The following is a 22,920-nucleotide window of genomic DNA, read 5'->3' as shown; positions in this document are numbered from 1 at the left end:
GGGCCGTAGTTGTCCGGCACTTCGCCCCAGAGAAACGTATGGTAGAGGCGGTCGCCGAGCTTCCAAGGCCCCCCACCGACCGTCTTGCGCCCGCCGGTGCCCTGAACGCGGCCGTGGCAGGAGAGGGCGATGACCTCCTCGGCGAGCATGTCGTTCTTGCCGCCCCACCAGACGTGATAGCCGGCGTCCTTGAAGTAGCGCAACAGGTTCGGCTCGTGCCGGCGCAGCATGCGATGCATCGTGCGGTGGCCGTTGACGTGGCAGTACCAGCCGGAGGCCATGGAGGCGCGGCTCGGCGTGCTCACCGGGTTCTGCACAAAGCACCAACGGCAGCCGGCGCCGGCAGCGGCGAGCGCGTCAATGTGAGGCGTTTGAATGACCGGGTTGCCCCAATAGCCGGTATCCTTCGCCCGCCATTGATCCGCGACAAACAGAACGACGTTGGGCCTGGATTCAGCAGACATCTCGTGCGCTTCCCTCCATCGCGGCGCGCGAAGTCGGTCACGTGTTGCGCCGACAGCGTCTGCGCGGTGAGGATGCGCGCGCCGATTCACTTCATGTTGCGGCGCCTGCGACACGATTCCTTCCGGCGCATCGAGCGGAGACGCTCAACCGGTTGTCGCAACCGCGACACAGGGGCGGGAAGATGCCTGGCCCGGCGAAGGGGAATCACTGTCGTGTTGGCGGCGCGGAGGTGGGTGGCCTTCACCAGGCCGCCGCGCGAAGGGACGACGCGGAGTGAATCACACTAATCGCCTGATCAACGAGAAGAGCCCGTACTTGCTGCAGCACGCGCGCAACCCGGTGGACTGGTACCCGTGGGGGGCGGAGGCGTTCGAGCGGGCGAAGCGCGCGGACAAGCCCATCTTCCTCTCTGTCGGCTACTCGACATGCCACTGGTGTCACGTCATGGAGCGCGAGAGTTTCGAGAGCGAGGAGACCGCCGCGGTGCTTAACGAGCATTGCGTGAGCGTCAAGGTCGACCGCGAGGAGCGGCCGGACATTGACCAGGTGTACATGACTGCGGTGCAGCAGCTCACCGGCCGCGGCGGGTGGCCGATGTCGATGTTTCTGCTGCCCGACGGTTGGCCGTTCGTCGGGGGCACGTATTTCACGCCGAATCGTTTCCGTCATTTCATCTCGCAGATCGCGGAGGTCTATCGGAGCCGGCGTGCCGATGCGGAGCGGGCCGCGGCGGAGACGGTGGCGGCGGTCGAGCAGAGCGTGCAGCCGCCGGGGGCAGAGGCATCACCCCTTGACCGCGCGCTGGTGAGCCGCGCGGTCGACGCCCTGCGCCAGCAGTTCGACGAAGAGCACGGCGGTTTCGGAGCTGCGCCGAAGTTCCCGCCGCACGGCGCGCTGCCGCTGCTTTTCCAGGAATACCGACGCACCGGCGACGACGACCTGCTGCGCATGGCGACGCGCACGCTCGACGCCATGGCCATGGGCGGGATACACGATCACCTCGGCGGCGGGTTCCATCGGTATTCCGCGGACGCGGAATGGCTGCTCCCGCATTTCGAGAAGATGCTGTACGACAACGCGCTTCTCTCCAAGGCATACGTCGAGGCATACACGCTGACACAGGACACGTCGTATCGCAACGCGGCGGAAGACGTGTACGCGTGGGTCGCGCGGGAAATGACGCATTCACAGGGCGGCTTCCACTCAGCCCTCGACGCGGACACCGAGGGGGAGGAGGGCAAGTTCTACGTCTGGCGCAAGCAGGAGATCCAGGACGTGCTTGGCCGCGAAGACGGCGAGCTGTTCTGCCGCGCGTACGACATCAGAGATGAGGGCAACTACCACGACGAGGTCACGCGGCGGAGGACCGGCGCCAACATCATTCATTTGGCCAAGGAGCCGTCAGCGCTGGCCGACGAGATCGGTCTCGATGCGCCGACACTGAACGACCGGCTGTGCCGCGCGCGAGAGAAGTTGCTGGCCGTGCGCGATGGGCGGGCACGCCCGCATCTCGACGACAAGATCATCACCTCATGGAACGGGCTGATGATCGCCAGCCTCGCCTATGCCAGGCGCGAGCTTGAGGACACTCGCTACAGAGATGCCGCGGAAAGCGCGGCGGAGTTCATCCTGGGACAACTGGCGGAGAATGGACGGCTGCTGCGCCGCTGGCGCGAAGGTGAAGCGAGGTACGACGGGTTCCTCGATGACTACGCGTACCTCTGTCACGGCCTGCTGGAACTCAGCGAAGCCACGGGCAGTGACGAGTGGCTCGATTATGCCGTCAAGTTGATGGACCGGGTTCTGGCGGAGTTCTGGGACGACGCCGCGGGGGGCTTTCATTACACGAGCCGGACCCATGAGCCTTTGTTCACCCGTCCCAAGGAGATGTTCGACCACCCCCTGCCGTCGAGCAATGCCATCGCGGCGCAGGTCTTGCTCCGCCTTGCAGCGCTCACGGGGAACAATCGCTACCTGGACGCTGCGGAACGGACGCTGCGCGCGCTGTCGGGATGGATGGCATTCGCGCCGCAGGCGACGGAGAGCCTGGTGATGGCGGCTGAGGTGTGGCTCGAGGCCCAGGAACGGGGCGGATAGAGCACGTGGGCGAACGCCCGCGCGATGCGGGCCAAGGTGCGGCGGCGCGCGGCGGTGAATTCCTCGGGACACGGCGCACAAGGGCAGCGTCACCTGTTGCGCGGATGCCGGTCGAGCAATCCAAGTGCGCAGGTTCTCGCATGGGACTCCTGTACAAGCCCGATTGGGAGGAAACGAAAGAGCGCTACCTGGCGTGGTGGGCCGGAGCGTATTTCGGGCGGTGTGCTCTGGCGGTCACCGCGCCTCGTGCTGACGCGCGCGACGCGAAGCCACCGACTGCTCCGTCCGATCCGGTGCAGCGCTGGACCGATCTGGACTACATCGCGGCGCTCAACGACTACCAGCACGCGACGACCTTCTACGGCGGAGAGGCGTTTCCGATCTGGCACGGCGGGTACCCGGGGCACACGGCGATCCCGGCGTTTCTCGGGTGCCCGATCACGTTGGATCATACGACCGGGTGGTGGGATGCGATCCTTGACGCGCCGGACTGGGATGTCACCGCGCTGGAGATTGATCCGGACAACCGGTGGTGGCAGTTCACCGGGGGACTGCTGCACACGGCCGCGCAGGCGGCGGCGGGCAAGTCCATCCCGAGCATCGGCGCCTTCGGAGGCAGCGGCGACACGCTCGCGGCACTGCGGGAAACCGGGCGCCTGCTCTACGATGTCGTTGATCACCCGGATCGCGTGCTGGCCGCCGAGCTTCATCTGATGCGCCAGTGGTGCGAGGTCTACGACGAGTTCCACGGGATCATACGGGCGGCCGCGCAGGGATCCACGTGCTGGTTTCCGCTGTGGTCACCCGGGCGGTTCTACGCGAGCCAATGCGACTTCTCGTACATGATCTCGCCGCGGATGTTCCGGGATCTATTCCTGCCCGCGATAGAGGTGCAGACGAGGTTCCTGGATCACGCGGTGTATCATCTCGATGGCATTGGCGCGTTCGCGCACCTGCCGGCGCTCCTGGAGGTCCCCGGAATTCAGGCCATTCAAGTGCTGCCCGGCGCCGGGAAACCGAGCCCGCTGCATTACCTCGAGGTGCTGAAGCACGTCCAGGCGGGCGGGAGGAACCTCCACATCTCAATCCCTGCCGAGGAGGTGGAGACGGCGCTGTCGCTGCTCAGCGCGCGGGGGCTCTTCATAGATACGTCGTGCCGCACCGAAGAAGAGGCGCGCGACTTGCTGCGCCTGGCGGAGCGGTGGTCTCGGCCGTAGCGCAGCCCGGAATCGGAAGCTGTCCGAACTGCCTGAGGGGCGAGAGGCCCCGTTAGTCGCCCTTGACCGTATCCCGCAGTTCGATCACCCGCGCGCCGCCCTCAGCGACCAGCACCGGCACGCGCCAGGCCACTGAGCGCATCTGGCACAGCCCATCGTCGCTGCAGTGGTACACCGTCGCCTCGATCGTGATCGCGTCCTCACCATCCACCGCCCGGTACGGTATGGTCACCGCAGCCGATTCGACGGGCCCCGTCGGCGACGTCACGTTGACCGCGGTGCCGTCGGCGGTAACGGTGTAGGTCGAGGGAGCGCCCGGCGTCACGTGATGGCCTTGAGGCAGCGCGAACGAGAGACGGATATTGCCTTTGCCGGGGGCCAGGGTCGCGGGTGCGACTTGAATCGGTTCGACGGGCGCAGCGACGTGTGCGGGCGTGAAAACCGGCCGCGGCACGCCGGTGAGCGCGAGAGTTGAGACCTGGTTCGCCGCGAGATCAACGATGCGGACGCTGTGGTTGTTCGTGTCGGCGACGTATAGGCGATCGCCGACGGCCGCGAACCCCGACGGCTCGTAGAACTCCGGGGAATCGCCGTCGCTTGCGCCCGGCTCGCCGCTGCCGAGGTAGGCCTGAACCGTCCGCGCGACCGGATCAACGATCTTGATCCTGTGATTATACGTATCCGCGAGGTAGAGCTTTCCCTGATGGAAGATCACCCCGAGGGGATGTTGGAGTCTGACCTGGTCGCCCCTGCCGTCAACGTCACCGAAGTCAAACAGGTCGCCGCCGGCGATGGTTGCGACGTCACCCGAAACGAGGTCTATGGCGCGCACGGCGGAGATCTCCGAATCCGCGACATAGAGCTTGCTGCCGTCGGTGGCCAGCCCGGACGGCTGGGCGAAAGTTGCGCGATGCGCGGGACCGTCGGTGCGGGCTTCGCGGCCGGTGCCGGCGAACGACTCGATATGATCGCGCGCGAGGTCGTAATGCCAGATCTGGTGCGTGCCGGCCATCGCGATGTAGACGATATCGCCGATGACGAGCACGTCCCAGGGAGTCGAGAGTTCTACGTCGAGCCCCTTCCCCGAGCCCCTGGCGTAGGTGCGCGACTGCTCGCCGGTGCCCGCGACGGTGCGCACCGCCCTCGCCGCGGTGCCGACCCGGCGCAGGACGTGGTTCTCCGTGTCGGCGACGATGAGATCGCCTTGGTGGATCGCGAGCCCCTGCGGGCGGTTGAACTGCGCTTCGGCGTAGGAGCCGTCTCTGAGGCCGTTGGCGCCGGAGCCGATGGCTTCGACGAACTCGCCGGAGAGGTCGGTGACGACAATGCGGTTGTGGTTCGAATCGGAGATGTAGAGGCGACCGGCGTCGGCGTCTATTGCGAGCTTGCCTGGGTAGGCAAGGTCGGTCGGCGGGCGCGTCTCGCGCTGCAGGTCGAGCGGCGTGCGGTCGAGCTTGCCGAGGCCGTCGAAGTGCTTGAGGCCGGCACCGATAATCTGGTCGAGGATCGCGCGGTGTTTCTCGCCGCCGGCGGACCACGCGACATGGCCCTCCGGATCAATGAGCACCAGCGTCGGCCAACTCGATACGCGATATGCCTTCCACGCCTCCATGCGCGCGTCGTTGACGACGGGATGATCGAGTTCGTAGCGCATGATGGCCTGGCGGATGTTCGCCGACTCCCGCTCGTTGGTGAACTTGGCGGAGTGGACGCCGATCACGACGAAGGGTTCGCCCGCGTACTTGTGTTCCAGGTAGGCGAGGTCGGGGATGGTATGGATGCAGTTGATGCAGCAGTAGGTCCAGAAGTCGAGCAGGACGAACTTGCCGCGCAGCTCGCGCAGGGCCAACGGGCGCCCGGTGTTGAGCCATTCAAGATGAGCGGGCAACTCCGGGGCGCGGGCGCGGGCCCGGCCGACAAGCGATTTGTAATCGGTCACAACGGCTCCTTTGTGCAGCCGCGCCGCCGCGATTGCAGCGGCCGATCATGCGTACAGCAGCGCGCACCGACGCGCCGCGCCACAGTGGGGCGACACTGCCGCTTGGGCGTGCATCGCGGCCGTACCGTCGGATGCACGCCATGCGACAGGGATTAGTGCCCATAGATTGCGCCTCCGAGACACGATCCCCTGGCCTAGCAAACGCACAAATCCAGGCCCAGCTTGTGTCCCGCCTTCAGCGCGCGTCGGGCGAACGCAGTTCAATGTTACCCGCGCGGCGGCGGGCGGAATCGAATCCCAATGAAATTCCGCCCGGCGGCGCGACGCCCTGTCGATTCGCGACTTCCCAGCGCAGAACGACGGCGCGTAATCTGGGCTGTGAGACGCATGCCGACCGTGCGGCAGGAAGGCAGGCGATCGGCAAGGAAACACCTGTTGTCGGCCTGGAATCCCCCCACCGGACGACAGCCGCTCGTCCGCGGACGTGATGGCGCCGCGGCGAGACGCGCTTGCCAGTGGTTTCGTGAATCGCAGCCGCGAGGCGCATGGTGCGAACCGGCCGCGGCGCCCCGGGATGGAACAGATGGGAGGCCGCTGCCGTTCGGCCGGTCTGAGTTGCGCGGGCGCCCGCCGTTCGACCGCACTGCGATCCGCCCGCGGTGCGACCAAGCCTTGCGGCTGCCGCCCGCGTTCGAGGTCATTCCAGGCCCGCGATTCGTCCCGACGCCACGGGCGCGATGACTGGCTCCGACAACACGCCCTGGCCGCACTGCACGGGTCGCCGCGCAGACGACCCAGCGACCGATTCAGTGAGTCGTCGGCACGCGAAGCGCGCTTCGGAGTCGCGCGGTCGCGCAGGCAGGGCCAGTCTCCGGTCATAGGTGGACCATCGGCCCTGGCGCAGCTAACGCCGCTGAGGCAGGAGAGAACGGGGATGGACGAGAATAGGAGCAACGTCGTCACCGCCGGCCGCCAGCCGGGTGCGACCAGGCGATGCAGTACTGCGATGGCGCTGGCCGGCGGCGCGGTGTCCGAGCATCACGGTCAGACGGTCCGGGACGGGCCCGGAACAGCGCTCCCTGTCGCAGCGCAGTGGGCGACCCGCGGGGTCCGGTGTATCCCGGCCGAGAAGGGGGCGAGGGATGAGCACGTCCGATGCCAAGCTGCATGCGGAACTAGCCCACCTGACCACGTTCCGCGAGATCTGCGAGCGGGTATGCGCCGCTCAGACGGTGGAAGAGGTCGCCGCGGCTGCGGTGGCGGTTGTCACCAAGGCGCTGCGGGCGGAGGGCGGCGCGGTGCTGCTGGCGGCGGACCCATTGACCCCTACTCCCCAGGCCTACGGTTGCACCAGCGAGGCGTGGAAGAGCATCTCCGGAGAGGGGCGACAACGCTTGCTGGCGTTGCTGGGGCGCGGGGCCGGCGCGCTGGCTGAGCCCGATGCGGCGGCGTTCTTCGTTCGCGAAGGGCTGCGGCCTGCGCCGGCGGTGAGGAATCTCCTCGCGCTGCCGCTCACGCTCGACGACGGTGTCGCCGGCGCTCTCGTTGCGGTCAACCTCGCCGACCCACAGAATCTGGGCCGCTGTGCTGACGATGCGGCGCCCCTGGTTACCCCACTATCGCACGCGCTGAAACACGTGCGTGCGCTCGACATCCGCGCACGAGGGTTCCGCATCTTGCAGGCGATCCTCGAGAATGCGGAGAGCCAGCTTGCGTATCTCGACCGCGACTTTCGATTGGTCATGGTCAACTCGGCGTACGCGAAAGCGACCGGTCGACCGCGCGAGGAATTGATCGGACGCAGCAATTTCGATTTCTTCCCCAGCGCCGAGAACAAGGCGATCTTCGAGCGCGTGCGGGATAGCGGCGAGCCAGCCGAGTATCGCGAGCAGCCCCACGAGATTCCCGGCCGGCCGGAACGCGACGTCAGGTACTGGGACTGGACGCTGATTCCGATCAAGAACGCGCGGAGCGAAGTAGAGGGCCTGGTGCTGTCCGCGACGGACATCACCGATCAGGTGCATACGCGCCAGCGACTCATCGAAGCCCAGCGCGCGCGTGCGAGCATGGCCGAAACCATGGCGGCGGAGATTCACCACCGGACGACCAATAACCTGGCGCTGGTCGCCGGACTGCTCCAGCTGCAAGTCAGCGAAGCGCCCGACAGCCCGTCGGCGGGCATCGTGCGCCAAGCGATCAGCCGCATTCGCTCGCTCGCCGCGGTCCATGAGCAGTTACGCGAGACGCGTGCGGAGAGCGTTGAGCTGTTGGACGCTCTGCGGCGTATCGCGCAGGTTGGGTGCGACGCCCTGTCGCGCGCGGGAGTTGAGGTGTCGGTGGAAGGGCAACCCGTCTTCTATTCGTCGAAGAGCGCGAGCATGCTGTGCGTCGTCTCGAATGAGCTGATTACGAACGCGATAAAGCACGGCGCGCCGGATCCCGGGGGCAAGCTGCGGATCAAGATCGCGGCCGAGATCCGCGAGGGTGACCTCCATGTATCTGTCTGGAATTCGGGGGACCCGGTCCCGCGCGGCTTCGATCCAGGCAAGCAGAAGACCATGGGGCTGAGCCTCGTTCGCGAGCTGACGGTGCGCCAGCACAAGGGGTCATTGACGATCCGCCCCCACGACGGCGGCTCACTGGCCGAGATTGTCATCGCGGATCAAGCACTGCGGCGGGAGCACTAGCCTCAGTCGTCGCCGGCGGGTGTCTTCCCGACTCCGTCTGGCCTGACTCGCTTGTGGAACGCGACCCGGGCGATGTCCTTCCAGTCGAGCTGGAATGCGCTCGTGTCACCGGCGGCCCTGGGGCGCAGACGGCCCAACGATCTCCCCTCGCGATCCCACGCATTCGCCGTCCAATCGCCCGCGGGCAACACGATGCGCGTATCCGTGTCGCGACACTCGCGACAGGTCAACCCGATGCGCCGGTCCGTGGCCTCGATGTCGAAAACGAGGTCGTGCCAGTGGATACCGGTGACCGCCAAGGACGGCCAGCCCTTGGGCAAACGGGGATCGAGGCTCAACCCATCAGCGAGCGGCCGCAGCCCGAGAAAGCCGTCGGTGATGATCTGCGGCACGAGGATGCTCTCGAAGAACTCCATGTCCACGCCCAGGCCGCCGGCCGTGCCGCCGCCCTGCAACGTGCCGCGCGTTCCGTCCTTGTAGTACTCGCGCGGCCCGCCCGCATCCTGGACCTCACTATACCAGGCCGCGATTTGCTGGAGCCGCTGCCAGCAATCATCAGGGCCCAGCCACTTCAAACGCGACATCAGATCGTGATAGGAAAAGCCGAGTACCGCACCGCCGTCCTGCACCTGGCCGCCCCACGGGATACTCTCCGGCGCCGACCACGCCCAGAAGTAGTACTCGACGTTGCGGCGGGTGGTCGAGCGCGGGCCGAACCGCCAGTGGTAGATGTCGTCGCCCTGCGACGTATCACCGCGGACAGTTCGCTTGCCGGTGATCCAGGTCAGGATGTCCCGCGCCTGCCGCGGCGTCGCGAAATCATAGTGAATGGCCTCAAGGTTCAGGAACACGAAGCCGTAGTCATAGATCCTGCCGTCAATGTCCGGGCCGGTGGTGAAGCGCCGCGTCTCCTTGTTCCAGAACAACTCGGAGGCGTGCGCCTTCACCTCGCGGGCGTGGCGCGTGAGGTCGTCCGGCGCCAGGCGCAGCGGGCCGCCTGGGATGCTCCATTCGGGGTGGCGCTCGATGTCGCGTTCGAGGTCGGCGAGTTCGTTGAGCGCGCTGTAGTACTGAATGGTAGCGTAGGCATCCCGGTAGCCCATGGGCAGCAGATCCCAGTAATTGTTGCCGATGCCCCGGCCGGTGTGTATCTCCTTCGTGCCGTCATCCTTGACGGTGAACCCCGGCCGCCCGTCGTGGCCGACCCATGGGACGACGATGCATTTCTCCTCGAGCCCGCCCAGTTCGGTCATCAGGTAGCGCATGGCGAGGCGCACACGCTGGATGTTGTCGCGCAGGAAGTTGACGTCGCCGGTCCAGCGGAAGTAGATGGCGCTGCCCCTGATGAAGTTCTGGTTGTTGATGGTGTGCCGCGTATCGTAGTTCGTGAACACCGCCTGGAGCGCGACCTTGCCGCCCGGCGCGGGGTTGCCGAAGCAGATGCGCAGCCGGGTAATGTCGCCCGTCCACGCCGGGTGTTTGTACACCGGGATCATCGTGTACGTGAACGCGGGAGGGACGGCCTGCTGCAGATCGCGTGATGAGGCGGGTGCATGGCGCAGCGCCCACTGCGACGGGGCCGCTGCCCCGGCCGGCGCGAAGTGCATCATGCGCTCCCGCGAAAAGTCGGGGTGCTCGCGCGTTGCCCACTGCACGTAGGGCTGGGCGCTGCCCAGGTTCTCGCCCGCCCACCGGATCTGTATGAACGGCGCGTCGTCGGGGTGGACGTCCATTTCGGGCGTCGTGACCGCTGCGTCCGGCGCGGCCAACTCCAGGCTCCAGGCCGCGTCGTCAACTCCGAGGTCGCGCACGCCCTCGACGGTCCAGCCGGTCTGGTCTCTGGGTTCCGTGCCGTGCCAACCCTCGGGGACGTTGTGGAGGGAGAAGTGCCAGCCCCAGCCGTGGCGCCCCTGCATCCAGAACGGGAACGGCCAGCCCTGCTGGTGCGCGATGGAGCCGTGCTGGTGAGTAGCGACATAGCCCTCGTCGTCCATGTCGCGGCCGAGCAGGGCGGCGCGCCAGCGGTCGCGGATCGTGCTCATGCGATCATCGGTGGTCACCGCTGGCCACAGCGTCGGCCCGGACTCCCACTCGTCCCACAAGGTGGCGAGTGGCCCGCCGCGCTCGTAGTGCGTCCAGAACAGCTCGCGCAATTCCGCCATGAGGCGATCCTGGCCCGGGACGACGAAGGCGGGGAAGTCGGGCGGGATGACGATCTTGGGCCGGGCAGCGTGTGCTTGGCCGGTTTGCCCGGCGAGCATCATGACGACGAACAGCAGCAGCAAGAGCTTAGGCATCGGGCAGTCCCTTGACGACGGTGTGGCGGTGAATATTATCCGCGGAGCAGCGCGACCCTGCACCGCCCCGGCCGCAGGAAGCCGCGCCCGGGGTGTTGAAGCGTCACCGAGGGCGCTTCGGCGGCGAAGCGCAGAGGCCGAGTGAAGCGGCAGGAGTGGCGCGGTATGAGCGACGGCATGGTGACGGTCGGGATTGCGGAGGGCGAGTTTCGCGGAGCGGACAACCGCGCCGTCCAGGCGGCGATTGACGCAATGGCGGGGAGCGGCGGCGGCATCGTGCGAGTGCTGCCGGGAACCTATGTCCTCGATGATTCGGTCCATCTCCGCGATAACGTCACGCTCATCGGGTCAGGTGCGGAGACGATCCTGCGCAAAGGGCCGGAAGTGTACTCGAAGCTATCGGAAGACCTCGGCTACGGCCACTACGACGTGTCTATCGCAGAACCGGACAAGTTCCGGGTGGGCATGGGCGTGACCATCCGGGACGAGCGCGCGGTCGGTTTCTACGAAACCATCGCGACGCTGCTGTGGCGCGACGGCGAGCGCTTTGGCGTGGATCACATGCTGAACCATGATTACGCGCGGGGGTGCGGCGGGGAGATCTACACGAGCTTTGCGCCGATCAGCGCGAAGTTTGTCTCCAATGTCGAGGTCCGCGACCTCGTCGTGGAGGGCAACAAGGACGACAACCCGCACGTACTCAACGCGTGCCGCGGGGCGGGCGTGTACTTGCTGGCGGCGAGACATGCGCGGGTTGCGAACGTCGTCGTGCGCGATCTCAACGGCGATGCTATCGGCTTCCAGCAATGCACGCACGTCGCGGTCGAGGACTGCCTGATGGAGAACAACACCGGCCACGGGCTGCATCCCGGCAGCGGGTCGGCCGGAGCGGTGATGAGAGGCTGCCGGTGCATCGGTAACGGCCGCGACGGAGTGTTCTTTTGCCTGCGCGCCACGTACTCCATCTGCGAGGAGTGCGAGTTCATCGGCAACGGCAATCGCGGCGTGTCCATCGGGGACCGCGACACGAACAATGCGATCGTGCGCTGCACGGTGAGCGGCAACCTCGCGGCCGGCATGGCGCTCCGTGAGACCGACCAGGTCATGGCGGCGCACACGACCCTGGTGGCGGAGAACGCCGTCGCCGACAACTGCGTCGAGAGTGAAGACGCGGAGATCGCGGTGCTCGCGCCGGCTCGCGACGTGCACATATTAAACAACCGCATCGAGCATCGCGGCGGCCCACGGCCGGTATTCGCCATCAAGACCTGCCCAGACGTGAGAAACGTGCACGTCCACGCAAACCGCTGCACGGGTGAGTTCAAGGAGGAGATACGAGTCGAGGGCGACGGAGGCGGCGTGTTGTTGAGCCCGCCGGCCACGCCCCTGCCGGTCGGCCCGGGAGCGGCTCCGGACCATGCCGATTGGCATCTCCCGCCCAACGTGCGCGGGTGAACGCAAGCCGCAAGGAATCGCAAACGATGTACGTTGAGCTAAAGGCCGGCCTTCTCCTGGTTGCCGCAATTGCGGCAGCGGCTGCGCTGGGGTCCGGCCCGGCGGCGAGCGCGGACGCGCCATCCAACTGCCGGTTCTACATCGCCAGCCAGTACGATTGGGGCCGCAAGCTCGGCTTCTACCTCGACTTCGAGGGCGAGCGACTCGCCGAGCTGCCGGTCATTCTCGGCGTGGCTGACGGGGACGATTGGCGTTTTCCCCAGCACCGGCCCGGGTTCGTCGCGGGTCGTGACTACGCGATCCGGGCGGTCATCGCGCCCGATACGGCTCGGCTCTTCCTCGACGGCGAATTGGTCGCCGAGAGCCCGGGAACATGGCGACCGTCCCGCGGCCGCCTGGCACTCAACGAGCGCCCGGCGTGGGCCGCAGCACCGGGCGACTGGGTTGCGACGGTGCGCCGCATCACAGTCCTGGTGACACGCGCGGGCAAGGAGGTGGAACGATGCGAGTTCGACTTCCGCGATGTCGCCGCCCGCCCGTTGCCGCTCCAGCTGTTCGAGCCGGGCACGGCAACGTCGGCCGAATTGCACACCGAGCCGGGTGATACGATCACCGTCGAAGTTGCGCTCCGTTTCGGCGAGGCCGGGCTCAGGCGTTGGGCGCCGTTCATTGACCGCTACGAACAATGCCTGTACGCGGATTGGCCGGAGAAGGTGCGCAGCAACCAGGAGTTGAGGGACGATGTTGCTCGCGAGGACGCGGAGTTGGCCGAGATGCTGCCCTCGCCGGACTATGACGAATATGGAGGATACCTGGAGGCCGGCTGGCGCGAGGAGGCGACCGGGTTCTTCCGCGTCACGCGTCGCGACGGATACTGGTGGCTCATCACGCCGGACGGGAATCCGTGTTTCTACCTCGGCGCGTGCGTCGTTCCCGGCGCGACGTGGGCGACGACCCCGGTGAGCGAGCGGGAGTTCCTGTATGAATGGCTGCCGCCGCACGAAGCGCCGTGGTCGGCAGCGTGGAGCAGGAACAACTGGGGGATTACCGACGGGACGGAATACGTGTGCTTTCACACCGGCAACCTGATTCGCAAGTACGGCTCCGAGCGCTGGCTGAGCGAAGCGACGGCGCGCGCGATTCGCCGACTTGAGGCGTGGGGCTTCAGCGGCGGGGGCAAGTGGGGCGCGCCGGCGGAGTTAGTCTCGACACCGGTACTTTCCGCCGGGGCGACGCCGCGCATCGCCAGGCACCCGGACGTTTTCGACCCGGAGGTGTGCGCGGTGTTCCGCCGGGAACTGGAGCGCCAGATCGCGCCCCGGCGCGACGACCCGCGCGTGCTCGGCTGGTCGCTGGGCAATGAGTGGGACGAGATCATCACGCGCGCCGAAACCAGCGAGATACTCGGGAAACCGGCCACCACACCCGCCAAGAGGGCGCTGCTCGATCATGCCGTGGACGAATTCTACGGCGGGTCAGTGGCGGGGCTCACCGAGGCGTGGGAACTGGAAGCCGCGGATCGCTCAGGCCTCTATGCAACGAATCCCGATCCGCCCGCCGAGGATCTCGAGAAGCTGCGCCGGTTCTATGCGGATCGGTACTACGATTTCATCTACTGGACGGTGAAGTCAATCGATCCCAACCACCTCTATCTCGGCTTTTGGATCACGTTCGGCTGGTGGGAGGATGAAGAGGACTGGCGGCTGATCGCGCGCCACTGCGACGTCATCGGCTACGACCGCTACGTGCGCGAGTATGCCGACGACAATCTGGCGCGGCTGCAAGCCGAGATGGACAAGCCGACGTTGGTCGGGGAGTTCAGCTTTCCGGCGTGGTACGGGGGCATGCGCGGCTACGGGCGTTATCCATGTTACGCGCGTGATGACGCCGAGTCGGGGGAGCTTTACCGGGGATGGGTGCAAGGGGCTGCCGGAGACCCGTACTGCGTGGGCCTGATCTGGTTCAAGTATCGCGACCAGCCGCTGACCGGGCGGGGGCCGGGGCGCGGGCTACGTCTCACGCATGGCGAGCATTACGCCTTCGGCCTGATAACCGTGACCGACCGCCCCAAGTGGCCACTGGTGCGGCGGATGCGCGAGGCGAACCTGCGGGCGGCCGCATGGCGGCTGAAGGCTGCCGCCGAGTGAGCGATCCGGGGTCGGGTCGCCCGAGCGATCATTTCGATCCGAAGGCGGGGCCGGCCCGCCGCAGGCGAGGAATGACACTCTCTGTGCTCGTGCTCGGCTTGACAACGCGAACGAACGGTAGTAGGATACCGGCGTCACCTGAACCCATCAGGCGAAAGGAGGTGAGGACGATGACCAGGATCACGCACGTCTCGAAGGAGGTCGGTCATCGTCTGCCTCCGGTGCCTAAGGGTTGGGCCCCCGCCTGACGCACAGCGTCAGCATACGCTGAACCGCGCGCCACCCCACTGCATCGGGGTGGCGTTTCGCATTGCCGACCTCCTCGGGACTATTCACGAGACGACATGGGGCTTTGCCCCGAGGAGGATACGAAATGGCAGGCAGTGCAATTCACTTGCATTCTGCGCAGCCCGTTGTTGTTGAGACAAGAGATGCCTTTTCCCGCCACGGCGAAGAGCTGCTTGTAGCCCGGTATGCGCCCGGAGTTGCGGATCGCAGGTTCACGTGGCCAGCCACGGACATAACGCCGGATGGCTATCGAGATCAGGAGGGCCTCGTCGCCCACGTTGACGGAGTGGTCGCGGGACGCGCGATACTCGAAACCGCCTTCCACCCGCTGGCGGAACTGGTGAACCTGGAGGTTCATCCTCCCTATCGAGGGCGCGGTGTCGGCAGCGCGATCGTGAGCCATGCGATCGAGACCGCCGCCCGCGCCGGATTCCTGGCGATCCACGTCCAGACGTTTGCGGACGAGGTCGGCGCACATCGTCTGTATGCTCGCCACGGTTTCCTACCCGCGACGCGCGGCGAAATGCTGCGGCTGTGGCGGTTCCTCAACCTGCCGGCGCTCGCGCAGTTTTTCTACGACCACCCGCTCGCGTTGTTCGAGAGCACCTCAGGCGACACGCCCCGCCAACACATGTTGCGCTGGCGCGACCCGACGGGCGAGGATCAACTCGCCGTCGCCATCACCGGCGGGTCCTGCCAGTTTGACAGTGACGGTATTCGGCCGGCCGTTTCCACGCTGCGCCTGCGCACTGGGGCGGTTCGTCTGACAGCGAAGTGCGAGAGTCAATCAATCCGCGTTGGCGAGAGCGTCTGCGCGCGTATCGCTTTGACCAACGAAGGCAGCGAGGAACTGACCGGCGGCTTCCGCATCGGCCTCAACCCCGGTTTCGCGATTGCTTCCGACCATCCCGGCGGCGAGCGCTTTGCACTCGATGCCGGAGCCACGTTGGAGCGCGCACTGACCATCACCGTCGAGCCGAGCTTCCCACGCGAGTTGCTTTGCATCGCGTCATATTGGTCCGTTCCGGTCACCGTCGAGGTCCTGCTCGGCGACCACACATTCTGGCTGACAATCGAGGTACGGTTTGGCAAACCCAACTAACAGAGGCGTGACATCTGATTGCTGCGTCGAGGGCGTCGTCGTCGAGAACCACGGGGCGATCTTCGACGTGCTCGTTGACGGCCGCACGGTACGCTGCTTCCTGCGCGGGAAGCTGAGGAAGGACAAGCGAAAGAAGGTCTCCGTCATCGCTGCCGGGGACCGCGTGAAGATTACGCTGCTCGAACGCGACCGTGGAGTCGTCGAGGAGGTTCTGCCCCGGGAATCCGATTTCTCGCGCAAAGCCGCGGGCAGCGAGCCGCTGGAGCAAACGCTCGCAGCGAATGTCGAGCAAGCGATCGTGGTTTTCGCCGCCGCCGAGCCGCGGCCCGACTTGTTCCTCCTCGACCGCTTTCTCGTTGCGGCGACGGGGGCGGGCCTGCCGCCGGTGATGTGCATCAACAAGTGCGATCTCATTGATCGCGATTCACTGCGCGCGCGGTTCGCGCTGTATCGCCAGATCGGATACAACGTGCTGTTCACGAGCGCGCTGCGCCGCGACGGTCTGGCGGAATTGCGCGAAGTGCTCACGGATCGCCGGTCGGTGATCTGCGGGCCGTCGGGCGTGGGCAAGTCATCGCTACTGAATGCAGTCGCGCCGGGCCTGTCGCTGCGCACGGGTGAAGTCGGTACTGTGACTCACAAAGGCCGGCACACGACTTCCAGCGTAGCCTTCCTGCGACTTCCTTTCGGGGGCTGGGTGGCGGACACGCCCGGGCTGCGCCAGCTCGCGTTCTGGCACGTATCGGCGGAGCGGGTGGCGCAGGCGTTTCCCGATCTCCTCCCCTACCTGGGACGATGCAAGTTCGCCAATTGCACGCATCGCGGGGAGCGCGGCTGCGCGCTGCACGCGGCACGCGCGGCAGGAGATGTGGATACGCGCCGCCTGCGGAGCTTCCTGGAGATGGGAGGGAGGTGAGTATGGGAGCGAATCCGTGAGTTGTGACGGCAGCACGACTGCGCGCATGTGGCTGACACGATGCCTGAGGCGTAAGGACGTCGTCGTCATCGAGGCGCGAGAACGAGGGGGCGGCAGCGGGTGCCGAGTTTGGGAGTGCAACGTACGGGGGGCAGTACCGGTGGTCCTCAAGCTCTACAGGCCCGGGTCCGACGATTACTCCCGGCTGGGAGCCGTGGAGACCGCCCGCAAGCACGCGTTGGCGCTGCAAGAGATGCCGGCCCACGGTGTTCCGACTCCGAGCCTTCTCGGCTTTGCTTGCATAAAAGGCGAAGCGGCGCTCGTGATGGAGAAGATGATGACGCTCCCCTTCACAAGCGCACACCGAGTCGAGGCAGCGCGAGTGCTGGCGAGGCTGCATACGGTGCAACTGTTCGATCTCAGCCCCGGGCTTTCCGACCTCATCTCTCGCTCTATGCCCAATCGCGGGCGCGTCGGCGAAGCGCCGGATGAACCGCCGCTTCGGGAGATTACGCTACAACACGGCGACTACTTCTCGGTCAACCTCGCGGCTACGCGCGAGGGCGTACGCGTGCTTGACTGGGACCTGGTCGCCCTGGGTGACCCGATGTGGGACCTGGGTTTCCTACTCTCGGCCGACAAGGGCGTCTGTGAGGTAGAGGCAACCGCGGTCGTCGGCGCCTACCGGGAGGTGCGCCCGGTTGATGAGAAGCGCCTCACATGGCAGCGACGCTGCTGGAAAGCATACTGGGACTTGCGCGATCCAGTTCGCCGCGCGACATGAGGCGTCGTTGGCTCGGGACGCAGAGGAACCCGCGTAGGCGGTCAGACCCCAACCCACGGGGCGCACGCGTTGTCGCGCACATAGGTCGCGGTGACTTATCCGCGTTCATCCGCGCCAGAGACCGGTTGTTGCGCGATCTCGAGGACGAGGCGGCACGCGGGCTTGCCGTCGCACATGCGCTCGGGCCAGGACACGGTGATCGTGGGGTCGAACTCGCGCGCCCAGGCGGTGTATTCCGTCGGACAGATGGCGTCGGCGACGCGCGCGGCGAGGTGTTCGCGATTCGACTTGCGCAAGAGTTCAATCCACGGGCACTCCGCAAATTCAATCTCCGCGCGATTCGGCTGCTGGCTGACGATGCGATAGCCCAATTGCTCGGCCTGCCACTTGAACGATAGCGCGGCCATCAGGTCTGCGAGAGCGCGGCCTTGGATCCGTAGCACCTCCTGCGCCTTGCGCGCCTGGATCTTGCCCAACACACGCCACACCGCCACATCCAAACGTAGGGCTTCATCGAAATCCAGCCGCTCCTCGACCTTCATGAACCACAGGCCGTCAACGGCGACGTAGCAGCGGCGCAGATAATCGGCTATCGCGCGGTCGTCGAACATCTTAGACCTCCAGTGAAACCGTCAGTCCTTTTCGCCGGCCGCACGCGCGGTCCTGGTTCAGTCTGAGTCGGCCGCCGGAGCTCCTTCGGTTCGCCGGGCGCGGAGCGACGTTACGCCAGGCAGACAGGAGCGTCGGTTGACCGCGCTGAACCAGACATCAGCTGGGCATCCAATCATCAAGGAGCGAATCGTGCGCAAGTACTCGGGTATCCCACTCGTGGCCGCGGTGCTGATCGCCAGCTCCGCAGTGTTGTATTACTGTCACTACCTGGTCTTTCACGACCCCCACCACATCTTCATTTACATGTTGGGCGACATCGCGTTTGTGCCGCTCGAGGTGCTGCTCGTGGTGATCGTCATCGAACGGATCCTCTCGCAGCGCGAGCGGCGCTCGCTGATGAATAAGCTCAACATGGTGATCGGCGCGTTCTTCAGCGAGGTCGGGACGCAGTTGCTCGGCGAGCTGACGCCCGCGGTCACTGAGCGCGGAGAGGTGCGCGAGCGCCTCGGGGTTCGCGCGGACTGGCGGCCGCGGGAGTTTCGACGGGGGATCGCTTTCGAGCACGATTTCTCGTGTCGCGTGGATCCCGGCGGCGTGGACCTCGCCGGCCTGCGCGACTTCCTCGCGGCGAAGCGCGGGTTCCTGGTGCGGCTGTTGGAAAACCCGAACCTGCTCGAGCACGAGCGGTTCACCGACATGCTGTGGGCGGTGTTCCACGTTGCGGAGGAGTTGAGCGCGAGGAAGTCGCTGGACGGGCTCTCCGAACCAGACCTGGCCCATCTCGCCGGGGACATGCAGCGTGCGTACTCGCGACTCACCGCCGAGTGGATCGCCTACGCGCAGCATCTGCAAACAGCTTACCCCTTCCAGTTCTCGCTCATGGTGCGCATCCATCCCCTGCAAGAGCATCCACAGGCGGAGATCACGTGAGGGAGCGGTCGCGGGCAATCGGTGGGAGGGTGCGGCCCGGTAGAGGACGACGGGCGCGACAGGTCGAAATCGTGCCGCTGCTCCTTATCCAGACCGGACCCACATGATGCTGCACGCGATCCTCTGCTTGGCGATGACGATCCTCCTTGGCGCTCAAGCCGCGCGCGCCGCTGGGAGTTGTGACTGGGCCACCCCGCGTCACGACACCCATCTCACCGCGCGCCAGCCATGCCCGGGGATGATGCGCGAGGCCCCGGCCGTTCTCACGCGCACTCCGATCGCGCCCGGCAGTGCGGCGGTGACGCCTTTCTCCTCCACCCCGGGCGGCGCGGTGGATCGCGCGCTCGCCCTGTCCAACGGCATCCTGCGGTGCTACGCGCTCAGCGGCGAACGGCTGTGGGAAAGCCACCCCCCGGGGTTGAACTTCGAGGCGCTCTCCGCTGTGGAGGACGTGGACGGCGACGGCCGGGTGGAGATCGCCGCGACGGCGGGGCGGCCGACGCCGCCATTGGGCGCGGCGCTGTTGCTCGACGCGGAAACCGGCGAACTGCGGTGGCGCTACGACGTCGAGCCGATGTCGTATGCGTGGTACTACCTGCGCGGCAATTACCTGCCGGAGGCGGTTGGCAAGCAGCTGCTCGTCCTGATGCACGGCTACCCGCCGGATAAGCGAAACGGGTACATCGCGATGTTCGAGTTCCCGGCGCCGGGCGCGATACCGGTACAGCGCTGGCGCTACGACTTCGACCAATACACCTGCTTCCCGACGGTGCTCCAGTCGGATGTTGACGGCGACGGCGTGAAGGAGCTGTGCGTCGAGACGCACAGCCGGATGTGGGTGCTCGATGCGCTCACGGGCGGCGTCAGGCAGTTTGTGCAGTGGGACGTGTCGCCGGCGAACATCAGGAGCTACGGGCTGGTTGAGTTCATAGACCTCAACGGCGATGGCCGCGAAGATTTCCTGTGCATCGCGAGTTTCGCGCAGCATCACGAGGTGCTGCTCAACGAGGCCGGCAAGCTGAAGCTGGCCTGGGCGCACGGCTGGGACAACTCGGTCACGACCTCCAAGATCGCCACGACCTGGCCCCGGCCGCCGGTGGCGGATGTGGACGGCGATGGACGGCTGGAGGTCGTCGTCTCGATGTTCAACTCGGAGAACGACGCGCGGTGGATGATCCGTGTGTACGACGCGGTAACCGGGGACCTGGAGGTTAAGGTGCTCGACCGAATCGCCGTCCGCACGCAGGACGTGGACGGCGACGGCCGGGCGGAGATACTGGCGGAGGTGAGCCGCGACGCCACACGCGCCAACATAACGGCCGCGGAGTTGATCGGGATCGTTGGCGGCGAAGTGCAGCACATATGGCGCGAGGATGGCGTGCGGGCGGTCGAATCACGACCCGGCGTTGTCATTGCGCGCGGCGCCGAGCAGTACGCGCTCGCCATGGAAGACGGCGCGGTGCGGCTCCTCCCCCACTCCCCGCCGGTTGAGGCAGGCCCCGACCTCTCGCGCATCAGCGCGCCTGGGGGCCAGATGGTTCCGCCGCCTTTGGTGTGTGACGTGGATGGCGACGGCAAGCCGGAGATCATCCACACGTGGCAAGGCAAGGCGACGGTCTATCGCTGGGATCGCGCGGCGGGGCTGGAAGCGATTCGCGCACATCCCACCAGCGGCGATCCGGTTCTCGCCGACCTCGACGGCGACGGCACGATGGAACTCGTGGTGGGCGAGTCCGCGCCAACGCACGAGCCCGTCATCCGCGCGCTGCGCGCGGACGGCTCCGAGTTGTGGGGGTCGCGCCTGCCGCCGGTTGACCGCCAGGCTCTACCGCATGGGCGGGCGCTGTACATGCAGGTCGGCCGGTTCACCGGCAAGCCCACGCCGGACATCTACGCCTTAGCCGGCACGCCCCTGGTGCGCAGCGTGATGCTGGACGGCGCGACCGGGAAGCTCATCTGGGAGAAGAGCGAGTTCCCTGACATCGAGCGCTACTGGGGGCCGACGGTCAACGTGGCGTCGGTGTACGACGTGGATGGCGACGGAGCCGAGGATTTGGTGTTCACGAACCCGGACTACTACTGCGTGGCCGCGGGCAAGACGGGTGATCTAATGGTCGGCCCGATCATCCCCCAGAAGATCTTCGACCAGCCGAGCCAGGGGCTGTACACGCTGCCGGCGATTCTCGAGCGTGGGGGCTCGCCCCTCGTCGTATTGTGCGCGGGGCATTACTTCCTCGGCGCGATCAGCCTGCGCGCCGAGCCAAGGTGGTATTCACTGCCGGAAACCGGTGACGCGCGCTCCGGTCAGGAAGGTTTCATGCGGTCAGCCGACGGGCGATGGCTGATCGGCTTCGGGCGGCAAAACGGCGCTTTCGCTTGTCTCGACGCGGAGACAGGCGAGGTCCGCTGGGAACTGCCATTGGAGGCCTCGGCGGGAGACGTCGTTGCGTGTGACATCAACGGCGACGGCACGGAGGAGTTCGTCTTCGGCGACAGCCACGGATGGCTGTGGGCCGTGGCCGATGATGGTGCCGACGCCAAGGTCGTGTGGAAGGCGGACCTCGGCGCCGCCGTCGGATCGCCGGTGATCGCGGATGTGGACGGCGACGGCGCGCCGGAGATTGTCGTGCCGACCGGTGACGGGAACTTGAACGTGCTCGGCGCGGCGCAGCCGGGTTGATCGAGTCTCCCCGGAAACGGCCCTCGCGACAATCGCTCCGACCTTCTCAGAGATGCCGCGTGCCGTGCGGCCCTAGAGCCAGCTTCTCCTTCGGAAGTAGAGGATCATGGCACCGCCGGCGAGCGCCATGATCGCGAGCAGTCCCGGATAGCCCCAGTGCCACGCGAGTTCAGGCATGTACCTGAAGTTCATCCCATAGATACCGGCGAGGAAGGTAAGCGGGATGAATATGGTGGCGATGATGGTCAGCACTTTCATGATCTCGTTCATGCGGTTACTGACGCTGGAGAGGTAGATGTCGAGCATGCCAGAGACCATGTCGCGCAACGCCTCGATGGTGTCGATCACTTCGATGGTATGGTCGTGGACATCTCGCAGATAGACCCCGGTGGTGTCGCGAATGAGATGTGACTCGCCTCTACTCAGCCCGCTGATGACTTCGCGCAGCGGCCACACCGAGCGGCGGAGCAGTATCATTTCGCGCTTGAGATGATGGATGGTGTGAAGCGTCGCCGTCGTCGGGTTCGTGACCAGTTCCTCCTCGATGTCCTCGACCTTTTCGCCGATCGTTTCCAGCACGACGAAGTAGCGATCAACGATTGCGTCCATCAGCGCGTAGGCGAGGTAGTCGGCACCCGCCTTGCGCAAGCGGCCGCGGCCGTTGCGGACCCTTTCCCGCACCGGATCGAATAGACCGCTGTCCCGTTCCTCGAAGGAGATCACAAAGTTGGGCCCGACAATCAGGCTCACCTGTTCCGCGTTCACCTCGCCCTCATCGGTCGGACTGTCGAGGGCCTTGAGGACGATGAACAAGTAATCCTGGTAGTCCTCCAGCTTCGGCCGCTGCTCGGTGTTTGAAATGTCCTCAATCACCAGGGGATGGACCTGGAAGCAATCGCCGATTTGCTGCAGCACAGCAACGTCATGAACCCCGACGACGCTGATCCAGGTGACGCCGGGCACGCCGGTCAACGCGAAGCACTGGTCGAGCGCGGCGAGTTCCCGCTCTGCGGTGGCCGTCTCGTCGTAATCCGTCACCGTGAGCCGCGCGCGCTCGGCCTTCTTCTCGCCGATGTGCACCGGCGTGCCGGGAGGCAGGCCTACTTTGCTCGACCGGCCGGGTTTTCGTTTTCGCATTCCGCACCCCCTTCCGGCAAGTGTCGGCGTTCAGGCCGGGGCTGCTCTCGCTGCAACGTTCTTCTCCGCCGAGTTGGAATCGCCTCCCCGCGCGGATGGACTGGTCAGGCAGGAAACGCGGCTTTCCCGAGCGAACGCAGCATGCGCGCATCGGCCAAGTCCCGTCG

15 protein-coding genes are annotated in these 22,920 nt (G+C 66.2%); 10 read left to right on the top strand and 5 right to left on the bottom strand.

Annotated features, from left to right (window positions below):
- Positions 1–464, bottom strand: a 464-nt coding sequence (locus JSV65_13975) for a sulfatase-like hydrolase/transferase (protein UCH33662.1), incomplete at its 3' end; no start/stop codon positions are given.
- A gap of 274 nt (positions 465–738) precedes the next feature.
- On the opposite strand from JSV65_13975, the gene JSV65_13970 reads away from it, so the two are divergent.
- Both JSV65_13970 and JSV65_13965 read left to right on the top strand, forming a co-directional pair.
- Complete coding sequence (locus JSV65_13970; GenBank protein ID UCH33661.1) at positions 739–2,562, top strand: thioredoxin domain-containing protein; 1,824 nt, start codon at positions 739–741, stop codon at positions 2,560–2,562.
- A gap of 140 nt (positions 2,563–2,702) precedes the next feature.
- On the top strand, positions 2,703–3,779 hold the full coding sequence (locus JSV65_13965; protein UCH33660.1) for a hypothetical protein: 1,077 nt from the start codon (positions 2,703–2,705) through the stop codon (positions 3,777–3,779).
- Positions 3,780–3,831: 52 nt separating this feature from the next.
- On the opposite strand, the gene JSV65_13960 is transcribed toward JSV65_13965, so the two are convergent.
- Positions 3,832–5,718 carry a redoxin domain-containing protein gene (locus JSV65_13960; GenBank protein UCH33659.1) on the bottom strand — a complete coding sequence of 629 codons (1,887 nt, stop codon included), beginning with the start codon at positions 5,716–5,718 and terminating at the stop codon, positions 3,832–3,834.
- Positions 5,719–6,860: 1,142 nt separating this feature from the next.
- Here JSV65_13960 and JSV65_13955 point away from each other — a divergent pair.
- On the top strand, positions 6,861–8,405 hold the full coding sequence (locus JSV65_13955) for a PAS domain-containing protein (protein ID UCH33658.1): 1,545 nt from the start codon (positions 6,861–6,863) through the stop codon (positions 8,403–8,405).
- Positions 8,406–8,407: 2 nt separating this feature from the next.
- On the opposite strand, the gene JSV65_13950 is transcribed toward JSV65_13955, so the two are convergent.
- Positions 8,408–10,702 (bottom strand): hypothetical protein, encoded by a 2,295-nt coding sequence (locus JSV65_13950; GenBank protein UCH33657.1) that lies wholly within the window; start codon positions 10,700–10,702, stop codon positions 8,408–8,410.
- A 165-nt stretch (positions 10,703–10,867) separates the two neighbouring features.
- On the opposite strand from JSV65_13950, the gene JSV65_13945 reads away from it, so the two are divergent.
- The 5 genes from JSV65_13945 to JSV65_13925 all read left to right on the top strand — a co-directional run bounded on the left by JSV65_13945 (position 10,868) and on the right by JSV65_13925 (position 17,394).
- Positions 10,868–12,157, top strand: coding sequence for a right-handed parallel beta-helix repeat-containing protein (locus JSV65_13945; protein ID UCH33656.1), 1,290 nt, complete (start codon positions 10,868–10,870; stop codon positions 12,155–12,157).
- A 26-nt stretch (positions 12,158–12,183) separates the two neighbouring features.
- Positions 12,184–14,304 carry a glycosyl hydrolase gene (locus JSV65_13940; GenBank protein UCH33655.1) on the top strand — a complete coding sequence of 707 codons (2,121 nt, stop codon included), beginning with the start codon at positions 12,184–12,186 and terminating at the stop codon, positions 14,302–14,304.
- A gap of 373 nt (positions 14,305–14,677) precedes the next feature.
- Positions 14,678–15,694, top strand: a complete 1,017-nt coding sequence (locus JSV65_13935) for a GNAT family N-acetyltransferase (GenBank protein ID UCH33654.1) — start codon at positions 14,678–14,680, stop codon at positions 15,692–15,694.
- On the top strand, positions 15,678–16,610 hold the full coding sequence (gene rsgA, locus JSV65_13930; GenBank protein UCH33653.1) for a ribosome small subunit-dependent GTPase A: 933 nt from the start codon (positions 15,678–15,680) through the stop codon (positions 16,608–16,610). The genes JSV65_13935 and rsgA overlap by 17 nt, the downstream gene beginning before the upstream one ends.
- A gap of 46 nt (positions 16,611–16,656) precedes the next feature.
- Complete coding sequence (locus JSV65_13925; protein ID UCH33652.1) at positions 16,657–17,394, top strand: phosphotransferase; 738 nt, start codon at positions 16,657–16,659, stop codon at positions 17,392–17,394.
- A gap of 95 nt (positions 17,395–17,489) precedes the next feature.
- Here JSV65_13925 and JSV65_13920 read toward each other — a convergent pair whose 3' ends face one another.
- The gene (locus tag JSV65_13920) at positions 17,490–18,005 is read right to left on the bottom strand and encodes a hypothetical protein (GenBank protein ID UCH33651.1); all 516 of its coding nucleotides are present in this window, start codon (positions 18,003–18,005) and stop codon (positions 17,490–17,492) included.
- Between the two features lie 190 nt (positions 18,006–18,195).
- Between JSV65_13920 and JSV65_13915 the strand changes: the two genes are divergently transcribed.
- Positions 18,196–18,936: a hypothetical protein gene (locus JSV65_13915; protein ID UCH36784.1), complete on the top strand. Its 741-nt coding sequence runs from the start codon at positions 18,196–18,198 to the stop codon at positions 18,934–18,936.
- Between the two features lie 103 nt (positions 18,937–19,039).
- Positions 19,040–21,616, top strand: a complete 2,577-nt coding sequence (locus JSV65_13910; GenBank protein UCH33650.1) for a VCBS repeat-containing protein — start codon at positions 19,040–19,042, stop codon at positions 21,614–21,616.
- Between the two features lie 72 nt (positions 21,617–21,688).
- On the opposite strand, the gene corA is transcribed toward JSV65_13910, so the two are convergent.
- Positions 21,689–22,753 (bottom strand): magnesium/cobalt transporter CorA, encoded by a 1,065-nt coding sequence (corA, locus tag JSV65_13905; GenBank protein ID UCH33649.1) that lies wholly within the window; start codon positions 22,751–22,753, stop codon positions 21,689–21,691.
- Positions 22,754–22,920: the final 167 nt, after the last annotated feature.

The organism is Armatimonadota bacterium (genome assembly GCA_020354555.1).
GTDB lineage: Bacteria > Armatimonadota > Hebobacteria.
The sequence above is the reverse complement of the archived record's forward strand: the minus strand, read 5'-3'. Positions and strand labels throughout refer to the sequence as shown.